Consider the following 14,797-nt stretch of genomic DNA (forward strand, 5'->3'; position numbering starts at 1 on the left):
GACGCGAAAGCGACGTTGAATGAGCGTTGCGAAAACAAACCCCATGAATGAAACCAGCTCTGCGAAAACCAAACCCCATGAATGAGGCTGATCTAGGTCGAATGCCCCCTTTGCGGAAACACCCCATGAATGACCCACGCCAGCCGTTCCAATGTCAGGCTTTATCAGGTTCCTGCGTGTTGAAAACAACACATTGTGTAGGAATCAACGGTGTCGAGTGCCCGCTACTTTGACCACGCTTTGACGGAATGTGAGACAGGCATGAGACGAAACCGGCGCTGGGTGTGCGTCTGAGGCTGATTCCTCGCGGGAGCCGTCAAACAAGCCGCCCTGGCCGTCTCATACCCCTGACAGACCCCAGACAAATTCTGGACAGGCACTGGACAGATTCTGACCCTGCCGAACAGTCAAACCGCCCGGACAGCCGCGCCCCACCTGATGCGCGGAGGATCACACCGCATCCGAGCGCCCCACACCGTCCAAAATGGCTAAAACCTTGACCAGCCTTGACGAAATTTTTGACAGGGTTGGACGGATTTATCCAGAACCACCACCGGCTGGCGCGCTGAAAGCCAGGCAGGGCAATGCTTGCGAGCATTCGCGCAGCTTGGCCAGCACCAGCCCCGTCTAAAATTCCTCAGATGGTTGTCAAGGAAACGGCTCTATCGCTTGCCAGCCCGCGGCGGCGAGCTGGGGAGGTGAATACCGTGGCAGGTAAAACCTTAGCGCATCAAGCAGTACTAGACAGGCCCTAGACGGATTCCCGCCAACAGATACCCTCGGAATCGTCCACAGCCCAAGCACTGCGCCGCCGCCAGCGTGATACCTGCGCGCCGGGGCTCGATACTCGTCAAGTATTAACTGGGGCGTCTGATGACCTGATAGCAGGCCAGAACAGGTAATCTGCCTACAATAGTTGGCGTCATCCAAATAGCGTTTTTCAGCCGCACACCGAGGATTAACCCATGTCCGTTATCGACTGTGATTACCTGCCCGCCGACAAGGTGGTGTTTCCACCCGAGCTGGCGCTGCTGATAATCAGGAAGGCCAGCGTCATGGCGGCAGCCTTTGAAGAGCAAGCACTTGACCAGCTCACCAAGGATGCTAGGCGTGCGCTCTCACAGGGCACGGAGCCTCGGCGAGTCATCAGGGAAATGCGTCTGTAATCGTCCCAGCCTAACTTCCGGGATCTCGGTAGTTACCAGCACCTGACCGGGGCAGTTGTCATAGCGTTATTTAGTCGGGCGGTTTCGGTGGAGGCGACACCCATGACATCAGCGCTTCAATACTGTCAGAGCTTGCAAGCAGACACTTCGCCTCCTCAACCTTTGCTAAAAGCTCCGCGCGAGCTTCGCCATTCATATCAGCTGAATGGGTGGAGATGTCGTCGAAAAAATCTTGTAGCTTCCTATCAGAACTCCACTTGTCGATGATCTTCAGTAGGTTGCGTAGCGAGTCTTCCCGGGCCTGGATAATCAGCGAGCGCTCGTAGCGAGCAGTCGCTATTGCGCGCTCTGCATCCCACCTCTTTCGCTCCTCTGCCGCCTGCCGGTCAGCCTCAGCAATCTGAGGCCCCAATATTTTCGACCGCTCCACCAAAGCCAACACAATGCCGTCGAGTTGTTTCGAAAGACTTACTTTGTCCTCAGTCCAGGTATGAGCCCAGTCCACCCGCCCATACGGGCTGTAAGCCCTAAGGCAAAGTCGTTTGGAAGCAACACGCTGAGTACTTCGCGGGTAAAACGTCTTCGACTTTCGATCCCACAGCCCTGGCTTGAGCTCTTTAGCCTCCTTGACGGGCCAATACTGGCCATCGAGATAGACCATCTCCTTTTCAACCGTAGCCTCGTAGACAGTCAGCCCTATCGCTACCTCGCCGATGAAGACGATTGTTGGCCGAGCTGGCGCCCAAACATCTGTCTCGAAAGCCGATCGCTTCAGCCGCCCGTCCTCATTTCCAAGCGCCTTACGTGTGAAGCCGCTTTCACCGCATGCGATTGAAATTCGAAAGTTCGTTTCACGGAAACAGTTCGCAAGTTTCAGCAGAACTGACGCTGCCCTCTGAAGCGTGGGCTCAGTGACTACAAGGTCGGGGAGGTTACGCTTTGCGGGTTTGAGGTAGCCGTCGCCAGCGACTCTGCCGCTCGTGAATGAATCCAAAGACCCCATCACCATCGTCCGTCTGGCACCAGCTTTTTTCGGAGCGGCCTCAGCCAGTTCAGTACCCGTTTTAGACGGCAATTGGTCACCCTTCCGCCACTCGACAGGATCGCCAGGTTGGGACTTAGGCAAAGGCGGTGTCTTTAGTTTCTGTCCCGATTGCTTCCTTGCCCAATAGCCTCTTGGCGGACAAGGTATGTTCAGGCGGGCGCAAACCCGCTTCAGGAACACCGCGAAAACTCCGTACTTGGGAGCGAGGGAGACCATAGGGGTGGTCCAAACCTCGGAGTACAGGGTGTCTCTGTGGACGCGATCTTGATCCATCTCCAGCAGCCTCTGAATTTTTGCCCAGGAGTGGGGATCACGCTGACAGTTTTCCTTGGGGTGGTCAAAACGGCAGCCAAGAAATAATCCGGTTTAGTCCTTCTATCGCCTCGGCCGGCACCTGCGACGAGGCTGCGCTAAGGTTTCACAGCCGCGACCTAGTGCCCGGCCGGCCAGCTTGGTATCCATTAACCATGGCCGCTCGCTGCGCCAGGCTGACCGTTACCTTCATCGAGTGTTGAAATCTACACTCTGTGTAGATCCCAACACACTGGCGCCGGCTCTCATTCGTGAAAACAATCCTCCAGAAATGAACTGAGTCATTTGTCGACCGCGCCCCGAAACAGGGTGGCGGGAACGCCACTGTGTGGCACTGGGACCACACTCGCAATCATGTGCAATCGGTCAACCAGGCTCTCTTTGGATTAACTCCTACGCCGGCTATACACACCCCCCTGGGCATCGCTTAAACGGCTATACACAACCCCCCAGGCATCGCGCATTTTCACCGGTTGAAAATGCCCCCGAGCAGTGAGCAGCTTGTGTCACGCGCTGAGTGTCAATGCCAATGAACCAACGCTGCTACGCTTTCATTTTCTCGAATGGAGTCGAAGCGATGCCTTCCACGAACAGACCAGGAACCGAGAACATTGATCGCTTCCTGCGCCTCGACGAGGTGCTGCACACCACTGGCCTGGGCCGAAATACGGTATACCGGCGGATCAGGGAAGGCACCTTCCCAAAACAGGTCAGGATAGGCCCCAACTCGGTGGCTTGGCGTCAGTCGGCAATCGCTCAATGGATGTTCGATCTAAACCCAGTCGGAGATTGAAGTGCTGGAGCGCGGGACACATAGACCAGAATCGAAAAGCCCGGCGCTGGGCCGGGCTTCTATTTGCAATTGCTGATCAGGCTGCTGCGTGTTCTTGATCATCCTGGCTGTGAGTTACCACTTTCGACAGTCCAAGTCCTACAGCGGACAATACCTTCAGTAGCGTAGACAGGCCTGGGTTTCCATCTGCTGAAAATTGTCTATAGAGGTTCCCTCTATTCAGTCCGGTTGTGTTGGAAACAGCGGCAAAACCGCCTCTCGCCTCTACTACACGGCGTACCGCGGTAAGAAAAACAGACTCACCGCCCTCTTCGTCAATTTCCTCTAGTGCTGCAACGAGATACTCAAGAGCAAAGTCCTCGTCTGTGCGCAGCATTTCGAGAACACTGTCCTCGTGATTGCTTACGCTTTTCATTGTGCTACCCCTTCAGCGCCTTCCAAATTTCTATTGATTGATCGATGTCGTTTTGCTGTCTTTGCTTCGTTCCGCCGCCCAGCAAAAGTAAAACCAACGTGCCGGAAATGACGTAATACACCCGATAACCGGGACCGTAATCGATGCGCAACTCGTAGACTGAATCACCTACGGGGGCGTGATCACCAAAATTCCCTAGGGCGGCCCGCTCCACTCTAGTGGTGATGCGCGCTTTTGCCCTGGAGTCTCGAAGTGAATCAAGCCAGCACTGGTACAGATCGACATCGTTGTCAGTGTGGGCGTGCTTCACTTCATACATGCAGTGTACCTTTAAAGGGACAAATTACTAATTGATAAAGTTCATCGAGTGGATTGGGTCGATGGGTGTCCATTTGTACAGTGAAAAACTTTCTTCCACCTAGGTCTCGCGCTCTCAGGACCAAGTGGCGCGCCATTCTCGCGCTCGCGGGTGAGCCGAAATGTAGACGATCAAGCTGAGGAATGCGAAAAATGCGTTATGTGACTGTCAGAAAGTTTTCCAGCGACTCTGGGTACACTGAGGCCGCGATTCGATCAAAGATCGCTGACGGCACATGGGGCAAAGATCACGTTTGGCGAAAGGCACCTGATGGGCGGGTGCTGATCGATGTAAAGGGTTACGAAACCTGGGTGGAAATTGGCAAACCATCAACGGCTATTCGAGAAGGTAGGTTCCCGTCAGGACATAGCCCCGCGCCGCTGATGAGCAAAGGACCAAGACTCGGAAGTCCAAAGCCGCTTGTGTGATGCCATTCGTCGGAGCGACCCACCTCATATAATGGTCACTTTGAGCGCCTTCCCTGCCGAAGAGAAAACGGCAAAAATCCACCTAGCAGCGAGCGCCGTGTATCCCCACATGTATCCCTCGCACAAACTAAAAAATAAATACCAAGCAAATACAGCATGTTAGGAAGCCAGTTCAAATGTCTGTGTACCACCAAGTACCGATTTATAGATGTCTACAGCAGTCTATAAATCACCTCAAGAAGCCCGCCTCGTGCGGGCTTTCTTGTATCTGGATATCCATCCTGATCTACCTGCATTCTTCAGATGAGTCGCGTAAGGGCTTACTGCAAAGACATCCACGACCCGGCCCGTGTAACCGGCAGAGCGATGAACAACCCCTTGAGGGGTTCATAAGTTTCTGCCATCGGGAAAGGCCGTGAATTAGGCCCATGTCTCGCAAGAAGAACTGCCCGCTAGAGGGTTAACGATAGACCGGATGACGACGGCAGAGCGCCACCACTTGTTCGCGCACCTGGTGCCTGACCTTCTCGCTATCGCCGTTTTCCAAGGCGCCCAGTACGTCGCACAACCAGCCCGCCACTTGCTCGCATTCGACCACGCCGAAACCTCGGGTGGTAACCGCCGGGGTACCGATGCGCAGCCCGGAGGTCACGAACGGTGAGCGCGGGTCGTTGGGCACCGAGTTCTTGTTAGCGGTGATGTAGGCCTTGCTCAGGGCCGCATCGGCTTCCTTGCCGGTGTAAGGCCTGCCGGTCAGGTCGATTAGCATCATGTGGTTATCGGTGCCACCGGAGACGATCTTGTAACCCCGCTCTTGCAGCACGGCCGCCATGGCCCGGGCGTTGATCACCACCTGTGTCTGATAGGTTTTGAACTCGGGCCTCAGTGCTTCCTTGAAAGCGACGGCCTTGGCAGCGATCTGATGCATCAATGGGCCGCCCTGGACGCCCGGGAATACCGCGGAATCGAGCTTTTTGTAGAACACTTCGTCTTGCCCCTTGGACAAAATCAAGCCGCCCCGTGGGCCGCGCAGGGTTTTGTGAGTGGTGCTGGTGACCACGTGGGCGTGCGGCAATGGGTCCGGGTATTCGCCGGCGGCGACCAGCCCCGCGACGTGGGCCATGTCGACCCAGAAAATGGCCCCGACCTTGTCGGCAATGGTCCGCATACGCGCCCAGTCTTTGCACCGGGAGTAGGCAGAAAAGCCACCGATCAGCATTTTCGGTCGCGTTTCCAGGGCGATGCGTTCCATCTCGTCGTAATCGAGAAAGCCCGTTTTCGGGTCCAGCCCATAAGGGACGATCTTGTAATGACGGCCCGAGAAATTTGAAGGGTTACCGTGGGTCAGGTGACCACCTTGGGCCAGGTTCATGCCCATCACCGTGTCACCGGGATTGATCAATGCCAGGAATACCGCGGCGTTCGCCTGAGCGCCCGCATGTGGCTGCACGTTGGCGTAATCGCAGTTGAACAACGTCTTGACTCGCTCGATGGCCAGTTGCTCAGCCACGTCAACATATTCACAGCCGCTGTAGTAGCGCTTACCCGGATAGCCTTCGGCGTATTTGTTGGTGAGCACGGTGCTCTGAATTTTCATGACCAGAGGGCTGGCGTAGTTCTCGGAGGCGATCAGTTCGACGTGGTCTTCCTGACGATGTTCTTCGTTATGAATCGCCTCACACAGCTCGGCGTCGAATGCTTTAAGGGTCAGCGTGGAGTCGTACATGATGAAAAGGTCCTTGGTTGGAAGGTAAGTCGGTTTACGACAAGAGCCGAATGACACGCGCGGCGATGTCGTCGATCTGCGAGTCCTCACAGATCAACGGTGGCAGCAGTCGCAGGGTCGTGCCGCGAGTCACCGTTATCAGCAGGCGTTGTTCATCCCGCGCCCGGCCGACCAGTTCGGCACACTGACGGTTCAGTTCGATGCCGACCATCAGGCCCAGGCCGCGAATGGAAACGACCTCACTGTGATTGCCAAGCGCCTCCTGCAGCGCAGCCAGCAGCCGACGGCCAGATGTGGCTGCGCGCTGCGGGATGTGATCGCGCTCCATGATGTCGAGTACGGTGCATCCCACGCGGCAGGCCAGGGGATTGCCGCCGAAAGTGGAGGCATGATGGCCCGGGGAAAACAGTTCAGCGGCCTTGCCCCGAGCCAGGCATGCGCCAATGGGAAAGCCATTGCCCAGTGCCTTGGCCAGCGTGATGACATCCGGCACTATCCCCGCGTGTTGGAAGCCAAACCAGGCGCCGGTGCGGCCCATCCCGGTTTGCACTTCATCGACCATCATCAACCAATCGTGCTCGTCGCACAGTTGCCGCAGAGCCTGCAGATAACCGGTGGACGCGGCATGCACACCGCCCTCACCCTGCACGGGCTCGACCAGTACCGCGACGATGTTGGGTGATTGCGCCGCCACCTCGCGGATCGCCTCGATATTGTCGTAAGGCACCCGTAGAAAGCCTGGCATCAAAGGCTCAAAGCCACGCTGCACGGCGGGGTTGCCGGTGGCCGCGAGGGTGGCCAAAGTGCGACCGTGAAAGCTGTTTTCCATCACCAGCACTTGTGGCTGCACCACATTCCTGGCGTTGGCGTGGAGCCGGGCCAACTTGAGCGCCGCTTCGTTGGCTTCAGCCCCCGAGTTGCAAAAAAAGGCGCGTTGCATGCCCGACAAGACGCACAAGCGCTCACTCAATTGCTCCTGCCATTCGATGCGAAACATGTTGGTGGTGTGCAGTAACTGGCTCGCTTGCTCGGCAATGGCGGCGGCAATTTCGGGGTTGGCATGCCCGAGGCTGGTCACCGCCACACCGGCGATTGCATCCAGGTATTCGACCCCGTGCATGTCCCACAGAGATGCCCCTTGGCCTCGACTGAAGGAGACCGGCTGGCGAGCATAGTTGTGCATGAGGTACGAGGGTGCAGAGGACATCGGATGGCTTCCTGTAGAGCTGGATCAAGATGTTAAGGGGGTTGTCAGCGGCGACTACTCATCACTTCCCGGACAGGCATCCGCGGTCGGCCAGTAGTAGGCATCCGGCATGGCACGTGCGCCGAAGATGGCCTGACCGACACGCACCACGGTGGCCCCCTCTTCAATGGCGACTTCAAAATCGCCGGACATGCCCATGGACAGTTCTTCCAGCCCGACGCCCGCCGGGGCGTGCTGGCGCAAGCGCTCGCGCAGTTCGCGCAACCGTACAAAGCAAGGGCGCACACGGGCTACGTCAGCCGAAAACAGCGCCAGCGTCATCAAACCGCGCACCCGTAACGCCGAGAACGATGGCAGCGCAGATATAAAATCCGCGACGGCTTCGGGCTCCAGACCGTACTTGCTGGCTTCGCAAGAGGTATTAACCTGGACGAACACATCCAGTTGACGCCCCTCGATGTGCAGGCGACGATCCAGGGCCTCGGCCACTCGCAGGCTGTCCAACGCCTGAAATTCACTGGCAAAACGCGCCACCTGCTTGGCCTTGTTGGTTTGCAGGTGGCCGATAACCGACCATTGCAGGCCGGCAAGGTCGGTCATGGCCTGCCATTTGCGCTGCGCTTCCTGCACCTTGTTCTCACCGAGTAGACGGCAGCCGGCGGCGTAGGCCAGACGCAGATGAGCTTCGTCAAAGGTCTTGCTGACCGGCAGCAGACGCACACTCGCCGGATCACGTCCGACCCGCTGACAGGCATTAGCGATACGCTGCTGCACGGCTGCCAGATTGCGACGAAAGTCCTCGACGCTGGTGGCCTGTGGGTAACGGCCATGACGCTCGTGCAGGGTGACGGTTTCTTCCAGTTGATCGAGCATCAGTGGGTGGCTCCTTGGGTCGTCACAACAGCGTCGACAGCCGGAATGACCACCGCCTTACGACGCGGCCAGCGGCCATTGAGTAAGGCGTAGGCCGCCAGACCGATCAGCAACCCCCAGAACGCCCCACCAATCCCCAGCAAGGTGATGTTCGCGGCGGACGCCAGAAAGGTGATCAGCGAAGCTTCGCGGGATTTGACGTCAGCCATGGCGCTGGCCAGGCTGGCGCCGATAGTGCCGAGCAGGGCCAGCCCGGCCAGCGTCGTAATGAAGGTGGCCGGGAACGCCATGAACACTGCGGCGAGGGTCACCCCGAAAACCCCGACGAGGATGTAGAACACACCCGCGGCAACCCCGGCGATCCAGCGCTTGGACGGATCCTCCGAGGCTTCCTTGCCGGTGCAGATGGCCGCCGTGATGGCGGCGACGTTGAAGGCGTGCGACCCGAAGGGCGCCATCAGCAAGGAGCCCAGCCCCGTGACAGTCACGATAGGGTTGGCGCTGGTGCTGAAGCCATCGTTGCGCAGCACCAGCATGCCCGGCATGTACTGACCGGTGAGGGTGATCAGAAACAGCGGCAGCGCCACGCTGAGCAACGCATTGATCGAGAACTCAGGTCGGGTGAATACCGGTGCCGCGAATTGCAGCGCCAACCCCGAAAGATCCACACGACCCTGCGTCAGAAGAAACGCCAGCCCCAGCACCAGAATGCCCACCACCGCGTAGCGCGCGGTAAAGCGCTTTAGCACCACGTAAGCGGCAATCAGCAACCCGACCAACAGTGGGTCAAGACTCATACCACCAAACGCGCCGATACCGAACTGCAGCAGGATACCGGCCAGCAGACCCGCAGCCACGCCCGGCGGAATCAGGCGGATGACTTTTTCGAAGCAGCCAGACAAACCCAGCAGCACGAAGGCGGCGGCCGAAATGATGTACGCACCTACCGCCTCGGCGTACGGCGTGGTGGACAGCGCGACAACGAGAAAGGCTGCGGCGGGTGTCGACCAGGCGGTAATGATCGGCTCACGGCTCACCCAACTGAGAAACAGCCCGGTAATACCCACGCCAATCGACACAGACCATACCCACGACGCCGTCAGCTCGGGGCTGAGCCCGGCGATCTTGGCGGCCTGAAAGACCAGGATGAACGTACCGCCATAGTTGACGATGACTGAAATCAGCCCGGCGACAATCGGATGCAGAAGGTCGCGTAGACGCAGGGGCGACGGGGATGCTGAAGAAGACATGGTTGCTTTGCTCCTTGCAAAACAAGGTGTTTGGCCTCGGATGAGGGGTAATTTATAGCGCTGAAATGGCATGTTTTTCCCCTGCATTTTTTCGCAGAAGGCCAGACCACTTACCGGACCGCTTGCTGTGACTGAAAAGCGATCCCTGCCTCAGCCATAAACGCGGGCAAAATTCTTCATGAAGTCGCTCAATGCTTCCACGGCCTGCAGCGTGACCGCGTTATAGAGGCTGGCTCGCATCCCGCCGACCGAGGCGTGCCCTTTCAGCCCGTTGAGACCGGCCTGTTCGGCCTGTTGCACAAAGGTCTTCTCCAGCGCCGCATCGGCGAGCACGAACGGCACGTTGTTGATCGAACGAAACGGCGCTTGCACGCTGTTGCGGTAAAACCCGTCACTGTCGTCGAGGGTGCGATACAGCAACTCGGCCTTGGCCTGGTTAAGCCGGTGAAGGGCGTCGAGGCCGCCGCTGCGCTTGATCCATTTGAGCGTCAGGCCGGTGAGGTACCAAGGAAAGGTCGCCGGGGTGTTGAGCATCGACTGGGCGTCGGTGATGCGCGCGTAGTTGAGTATGTCGGGGGTAAACGCCTGCGCGGCATCCAGCAACGCCGGGTCAGCGATGACCACTGTCAGCCCGGCCACTCCCATGTTTTTTTGCGCGGCAGCATACACAAGGCCATGCCTGGCCACGTCAATCGGCTTGGAAAGCAGGCTTGAACAGGCGTCGCACACCAAAGGCGCCAAGCCATCAGGCGCGTCGACGAATTGCACGCCGTGTACGGTTTCGTTTTCGGTGTAGTGCAGGTAGGCGGCGTTCGGATTGAGGTTCCAGTCCGACACCTCGGGGATGCGATCAAAACCGGACGCCTTGCTGCTGGCGACGATGCGAACGTCGCAGTAGCGCTGGGCGGCCTCAATGGCCTTGCCTGACCAGAGGCCGGTATGCAGATAGTCCGCCGTGCGTTTATCCCCCAACAGGTTCATCGGCACCTGGGCAAATTGCAGCGAGGCGCCCCCTTGCAAGAACAGCACCTTGTACTCGCCGGGTACCTGCAGAATTTCCCGCAGGTCGTGTTCGGCCTGGTAGGCAACCTCCATGAAAACCTCGGAGCGGTGGCTGATTTCCATCACCGACATGCCCGTACCCGCGAAGTCAAAAAACTCCTCGTGCGCTTGCCGAAGTACTTCCATCGGCACCGCGGTCGGCCCTGCGCTGAAGTTGTGTGACCTGGCCATAGCTGAGTCCCCCCTGTTCAAAATCGTTCGCAACGCGCCTGCTCGCCGCGCACAAAGGCAGTGGCGAGGGGCAGATTCTACGGATAAACTGGCCTGCCTTTACAGGCCAATTTATTAAGGACAGGCAGACCGCATGGCGAAAACGTTCGAGCTCGAAACGCTGAAAATGCGCCTCAACGATGCTGAGTTTCAGCTGCTGGATCTGCACCAGCGGATTCAGCGCGCACTGCGTGAGCTGATCCTCGATGGCGCTCTTGACCCGGGTTTGAAGCTCCCCGCGACTCGGGTGTTGGCCAAATCACTCGGGATTGCCCGCGACACCGTAGAGAACGCCTATGTGCAACTGCACCGGGACGGTTTTATCGTGCGGCGCGAGGGGGCCGGCAGTTATGTCTGCGAAACGGTGGGCACCGAATTGCGCGGCGCGGCACGCCGCCGCATCAAGGCGCAAGAGGTCAAAAGCAGCCAGGCGGCACCGGGGGCAGGCTTGAGCCAGCGCGGACGGATGATCTTCGACAGTGGCGGTGTAAACGATCAGCAGGTGATCAAGGCATTTGCGACTGGCCTGCCGGAAACCCGCACCTTCCCCACCGATGTCTGGGAGCGCCTGCAACGCCAGGTCATGAAGGACCATCGCGCCAACGTGCTGTTGCATGGCGACCCGCAAGGAGCCGAGCCGCTGCGCAAGGCGATTGCCACCTACTTGAACCTCGAACGCGGGGCCAAATGCTCCCCCGACCAGATCATGGTGTTGAGCAGCACTCGCCAGGCCCTCTTTCTGTGTGCGCAGTTGTTGGTGGATGCCGGCAAACCGATCCTGTTGGAAAACCCGGGCTACTATGGCGCCAAGAAAGCCTTTGAAACCGCCGAGACCAAAGTCCTGCCCGTCGATGTCGATGAGCTGGGTATACGCACGGACTTGCTGTACGCCGACCGCAGCGGCGCCAACTGCGTCTATGTCACCCCTTCTCATCAATACCCCACCGGCGCGACCTTGCCGCTGGAACGTCGTCTTGAGCTGATCAACTGGGCCGCGGAGAAAGGCAAGTGGGTCATCGAGGATGACTACGACAGCGAATTTCACTACGACGGGCAGCCGACCGCCTGCGTACAGGGCCTGGACAAGTACCAGCGTACGCTCTACATCGGCACCTTCAGCAAGACCCTCTACCCTGGGTTGCGAATGGGCTACATGGTATTGCCCCACGAGTTGATCAAAGCCTTCACCTACGCGCGCAGCATGATGGACGGCCACACGCCACAAATCCTGCAACTGACCCTGGCGCGCTTTATGGAGGACGGCCATTACAACGCCCATGTCCGGGCCATGCGCAAGCTGTATGCCGGGCGCCGTTCCATCATGCTCGAGGCGATCGGCAAGCACTTGGAAGGCATCGTTACCGCCTTGCGCCCTCCCGGCGGGCTACAAATTCCCTGCCTGCTGCACGATGGCTGGTCTGAGGAAAAAACCATCCGCCAAGCGGCCAGCGCCGGCGTACAGCTTTCCGGCCTGAGCCGGTTGTACGCCGGCGAGGAGAAGAAACGAGGCTGGCTTTTGGGTTACTCGTCCTTGACCGCTTATGAAATCGAAGCGGCCATGCTGCGCCTGGCCAATGCACTGAAAACACGGTAAGGAAATGTCTGGCGGTTAGTGGCCCAAGGCATAGTTCATCAACAGGCGATACAGGGCACCACAAACCTTGAGGCTCAAGCCGTTTTTTATGCCTCGAGAAAAGTGGCATTCATTTCAGGACGGCAGACCTGATTTGCGTCGCTCCCCCTCAGGCCGATAAAGTCCCCAGACCTTTTATCCCATGGACGGAGTGCCCCGCGTGTTCTCAGCCTTTCACTTGAGCCGCTATCGCCTGTCAGCCTTTTCGCTGATTGCCACCGCTTTAACCCTCGCCGCGTGTAATACCCTGCCCTCTTCGTCGTCAGTTTCTACTCTGCCGGTCGCCCCGGAAGTCGCCTCCGGTTATCGCACCGACCTGCAGACCCGGCATGCCTCGAAACACATGGCCGCAGCCGCCAACCCGCTGGCAGCCGAAGCCGGACGGGAGATGCTGCGTCAGGGCGGCTCGGCGATTGATGCCGCCATTGCCATGCAAGCGGTGTTGACGCTGGTCGAACCGCAATCGTCGGGCATTGGCGGTGGCGCGTTGATTGTGCTGTGGGATGGCAAGGCTGTGCGCACTTACGACGGTCGCGAAACCGCTCCGGCCGGCGCCACCGAGAAACTGTTCCTGCAAGCCGACGGTACACCGATGCCGTTCACCCAAGCACAGATCGGCGGGCGCTCAGTGGGGACGCCGGGTGTGTTGCGGGCCTTGGAGCTGGCCCATCAGAAGCACGGTCGCCTGCCGTGGGCGAAGTTGTTCGAGCCCGCCATCAAACTCGCGGAACAAGGCTTCGCCCTCTCGCCACGACTGCATCGGCTGATCGCAGCGGACTCGTTCATACCGCGCTCACCGGATATGGCCGCCTACTTTCTGAATGCCGATGGCAGCCCAAAAGCCGTCGGTACACAACTGAAAAACCCGGCACTCGCCGCTGTATTGAAACGCATCGCCAAGGAAGGTCCCGACGCGCTGTACGCAGGCCCGATCGCAAAAGAGATCGTCGCCAGGGTTCAGGGCCATGGCAACCCCGGCAGCCTGTCGCTGGACGACCTCCAAGGCTATAAGGCCAAGGAACGTGCGCCACTGTGCACCGACTACAAGCGCTGGCAAGTCTGCGGCATGCCGCCGCCGGCGTCGGGTGGGATCGCCGTGGCGCAGATCCTCGGCACCTTGCAGGCACTGGAATCCCGCGACCCGCGTTTTGCCCTGGCGCCACTCAAACCGGTCCAGACCCACAAACCGGCGGGCATCGAACCGGCGCCTGAAGCCGTGCACCTGATCGCCGAAGCCGAGCGCCTGGCTTACGCCGACCGCGCACTGTACGTCGCCGACACCGACTTCGTACCCGTGCCGGTAAAAGGTCTGATCGACCCGACTTATCTGGCCAGCCGCGCCGCGTTGATTGGCGACCGTAGCATGGGCCTGGCCAACCCCGGCACCCCGCCGGGGATTCAGGTTGCCCATGCGCCAGACCGCTCGCCGCTGCGCATCTCTACCTCGCAAGTGGTGGCGGTCGATGACGAAGGCGGCGCCGTGTCCATGACCACCACCGTGGAGGCAGCGTTTGGCTCACACCTGATGGTCCAGGGTTTTCTGCTCAACAACCAGATGACCGACTTCTCGTTCATTCCCGAAGAGAACGGGCAAAAAGTCGCCAACCGCGTCGAACCGGGTAAACGCCCGCGCTCGTCCATGGCGCCAACGCTGATTTTCGACCGCCAGAGCGGCGAATTCCTCGCCACCATTGGCTCCCCTGGCGGCTCGCAAATCATCGAATACGTCGCCAAATCCACCATCGGCCTGCTCGACTGGAACCTCGACCCGCAAGCGGCCATCAACCTGCCCAACTTCGGCAGCCGCAACGGCCCGACCGAACTGGAACAGGGGCAGTTCAGCGCTGAGCTGATTCAGACGCTGACGGACAAAGGGCACAACGTGAGCGAGATCGACATGACCAGCGGAACTCAGGCGATTGTTCGGGTCAAGGATGCGCAGGCGAAAGCGGCGCTGGCCGGCGGGGCCGATCCGCGGCGTGAGGGGGAAGCGTTGGGGGATTAGTCGTACGCAGGAATGAGAAAAGGCTTACCGGGAGGTAGGCCTTTTTTATTAGCGAAGAATCCTGATCAGGTATCTCGCGGGTCGACCTGCCTACGCCGATCGATGCGATCAAATTTCGCATGGAGCAGTCCGGTCTGTCCGCCGCTGATCTGGCACCTGCCATTGGCCGGACAAACCGGGTTTATGAAGTGCTCAACGGCAAGCGCGCATTGACGCTTCCGATGATCTGGAAGCTTCATGAGCTATTCGGGATACCCGCTGAAAGTCTGATCAAGCCGCAGAAGCAGGCCTGACCTTTTTGCGCAACTCACGCC

At 59.0% G+C, this 14,797-nt stretch carries 12 protein-coding genes and 2 pseudogenes; 6 read left to right on the forward strand and 8 right to left on the reverse strand.

Annotation, left to right across the window (positions count from 1 at the left end):
- The first annotated feature begins 965 nt into the window (after positions 1-965).
- A complete protein-coding gene (locus IC37_RS05240) occupies positions 966-1,166 on the forward strand; it encodes a hypothetical protein (RefSeq protein ID WP_030129689.1) in 201 nt (66 codons plus the stop codon).
- 70 nt (positions 1,167-1,236) lie between these two features.
- Here IC37_RS05240 and IC37_RS05245 read toward each other — a convergent pair whose 3' ends face one another.
- The gene (locus IC37_RS05245; RefSeq protein ID WP_256580665.1) at positions 1,237-2,292 is read right to left on the reverse strand and encodes a hypothetical protein; all 1,056 of its coding nucleotides are present in this window, start codon (positions 2,290-2,292) and stop codon (positions 1,237-1,239) included.
- A gap of 808 nt (positions 2,293-3,100) precedes the next feature.
- On the opposite strand from IC37_RS05245, the gene IC37_RS05250 reads away from it, so the two are divergent.
- Entirely contained in the window at positions 3,101-3,316 is a 216-nt protein-coding gene (locus IC37_RS05250; protein WP_030129687.1) for an AlpA family transcriptional regulator, read from the forward strand.
- A gap of 76 nt (positions 3,317-3,392) precedes the next feature.
- Here IC37_RS05250 and IC37_RS05255 read toward each other — a convergent pair whose 3' ends face one another.
- Positions 3,393-3,731 (reverse strand): DNA-binding protein, encoded by a 339-nt coding sequence (locus IC37_RS05255; protein WP_030129686.1) that lies wholly within the window; start codon positions 3,729-3,731, stop codon positions 3,393-3,395.
- A 4-nt stretch (positions 3,732-3,735) separates the two neighbouring features.
- The gene (locus tag IC37_RS05260; protein WP_030129685.1) at positions 3,736-4,050 is read right to left on the reverse strand and encodes a type II toxin-antitoxin system RelE/ParE family toxin; all 315 of its coding nucleotides are present in this window, start codon (positions 4,048-4,050) and stop codon (positions 3,736-3,738) included.
- A gap of 767 nt (positions 4,051-4,817) precedes the next feature.
- Between IC37_RS05260 and IC37_RS30365 the strand changes: the two are divergent.
- A pseudogene (locus IC37_RS30365) lies at positions 4,818-4,938 on the forward strand (integrase); the annotation flags it as partial.
- Positions 4,939-4,977: 39 nt separating this feature from the next.
- On the opposite strand, the gene glyA reads toward IC37_RS30365, so the two are convergent.
- From glyA to serC, 5 genes are all read right to left on the reverse strand, one after another.
- The gene (glyA, locus tag IC37_RS05275) at positions 4,978-6,243 is read right to left on the reverse strand and encodes a serine hydroxymethyltransferase (protein WP_030129684.1); all 1,266 of its coding nucleotides are present in this window, start codon (positions 6,241-6,243) and stop codon (positions 4,978-4,980) included.
- A gap of 34 nt (positions 6,244-6,277) precedes the next feature.
- Entirely contained in the window at positions 6,278-7,450 is a 1,173-nt protein-coding gene (locus IC37_RS05280; RefSeq protein ID WP_030129683.1) for an aspartate aminotransferase family protein, read from the reverse strand.
- A 54-nt stretch (positions 7,451-7,504) separates the two neighbouring features.
- Positions 7,505-8,323: a YggS family pyridoxal phosphate-dependent enzyme gene (locus IC37_RS05285; RefSeq protein ID WP_030129682.1), complete on the reverse strand. Its 819-nt coding sequence runs from the start codon at positions 8,321-8,323 to the stop codon at positions 7,505-7,507.
- Positions 8,323-9,573: a benzoate/H(+) symporter BenE family transporter gene (locus IC37_RS05290; protein WP_030129681.1), complete on the reverse strand. Its 1,251-nt coding sequence runs from the start codon at positions 9,571-9,573 to the stop codon at positions 8,323-8,325. Before IC37_RS05290 ends, IC37_RS05285 begins: the two co-directional genes overlap by 1 nt.
- Positions 9,574-9,723: 150 nt before the next feature.
- Positions 9,724-10,806 (reverse strand): 3-phosphoserine/phosphohydroxythreonine transaminase, encoded by a 1,083-nt coding sequence (gene serC / locus IC37_RS05295; protein ID WP_030129680.1) that lies wholly within the window; start codon positions 10,804-10,806, stop codon positions 9,724-9,726.
- 133 nt (positions 10,807-10,939) lie between these two features.
- Here serC and IC37_RS05300 point away from each other — a divergent pair, with 133 nt between their 5' ends.
- The 3 genes and pseudogenes from IC37_RS05300 to IC37_RS05310 all read left to right on the forward strand — a co-directional run.
- Entirely contained in the window at positions 10,940-12,439 is a 1,500-nt protein-coding gene (locus tag IC37_RS05300; protein ID WP_030129679.1) for a PLP-dependent aminotransferase family protein, read from the forward strand.
- 199 nt (positions 12,440-12,638) lie between these two features.
- Positions 12,639-14,483 carry a gamma-glutamyltransferase gene (gene ggt / locus IC37_RS05305; RefSeq protein WP_030129678.1) on the forward strand — a complete coding sequence of 615 codons (1,845 nt, stop codon included), beginning with the start codon at positions 12,639-12,641 and terminating at the stop codon, positions 14,481-14,483.
- 80 nt (positions 14,484-14,563) lie between these two features.
- A pseudogene (locus IC37_RS05310) lies at positions 14,564-14,776 on the forward strand (type II toxin-antitoxin system HigA family antitoxin); the annotation flags it as partial.
- Positions 14,777-14,797 lie beyond the last annotated feature (21 nt).

Source organism: Pseudomonas sp. QTF5, assembly GCF_000512695.2.
Classification (GTDB): Bacteria; Pseudomonadota; Gammaproteobacteria; order Pseudomonadales; family Pseudomonadaceae; genus Aquipseudomonas.

Coding starts and splice junctions, on each gene's coding strand:
- IC37_RS05240 (WP_030129689.1), top strand. CDS start 966: ATGTCCGTTATCGACTGTGATTACCTGCCCGCCGACAAGGTGGTGTTT.
- IC37_RS05250 (WP_030129687.1), top strand. CDS start 3,101: ATGCCTTCCACGAACAGACCAGGAACCGAGAACATTGATCGCTTCCTG.
- IC37_RS05255 (WP_030129686.1), bottom strand. CDS start 3,731: ATGAAAAGCGTAAGCAATCACGAGGACAGTGTTCTCGAAATGCTGCGC.
- IC37_RS05260 (WP_030129685.1), bottom strand. CDS start 4,050: ATGTATGAAGTGAAGCACGCCCACACTGACAACGATGTCGATCTGTAC.
- glyA (WP_030129684.1), bottom strand. CDS start 6,243: ATGTACGACTCCACGCTGACCCTTAAAGCATTCGACGCCGAGCTGTGT.
- IC37_RS05280 (WP_030129683.1), bottom strand. CDS start 7,450: ATGTCCTCTGCACCCTCGTACCTCATGCACAACTATGCTCGCCAGCCG.
- IC37_RS05285 (WP_030129682.1), bottom strand. CDS start 8,323: ATGCTCGATCAACTGGAAGAAACCGTCACCCTGCACGAGCGTCATGGC.
- IC37_RS05290 (WP_030129681.1), bottom strand. CDS start 9,573: ATGTCTTCTTCAGCATCCCCGTCGCCCCTGCGTCTACGCGACCTTCTG.
- serC (WP_030129680.1), bottom strand. CDS start 10,806: ATGGCCAGGTCACACAACTTCAGCGCAGGGCCGACCGCGGTGCCGATG.
- IC37_RS05300 (WP_030129679.1), top strand. CDS start 10,940: ATGGCGAAAACGTTCGAGCTCGAAACGCTGAAAATGCGCCTCAACGAT.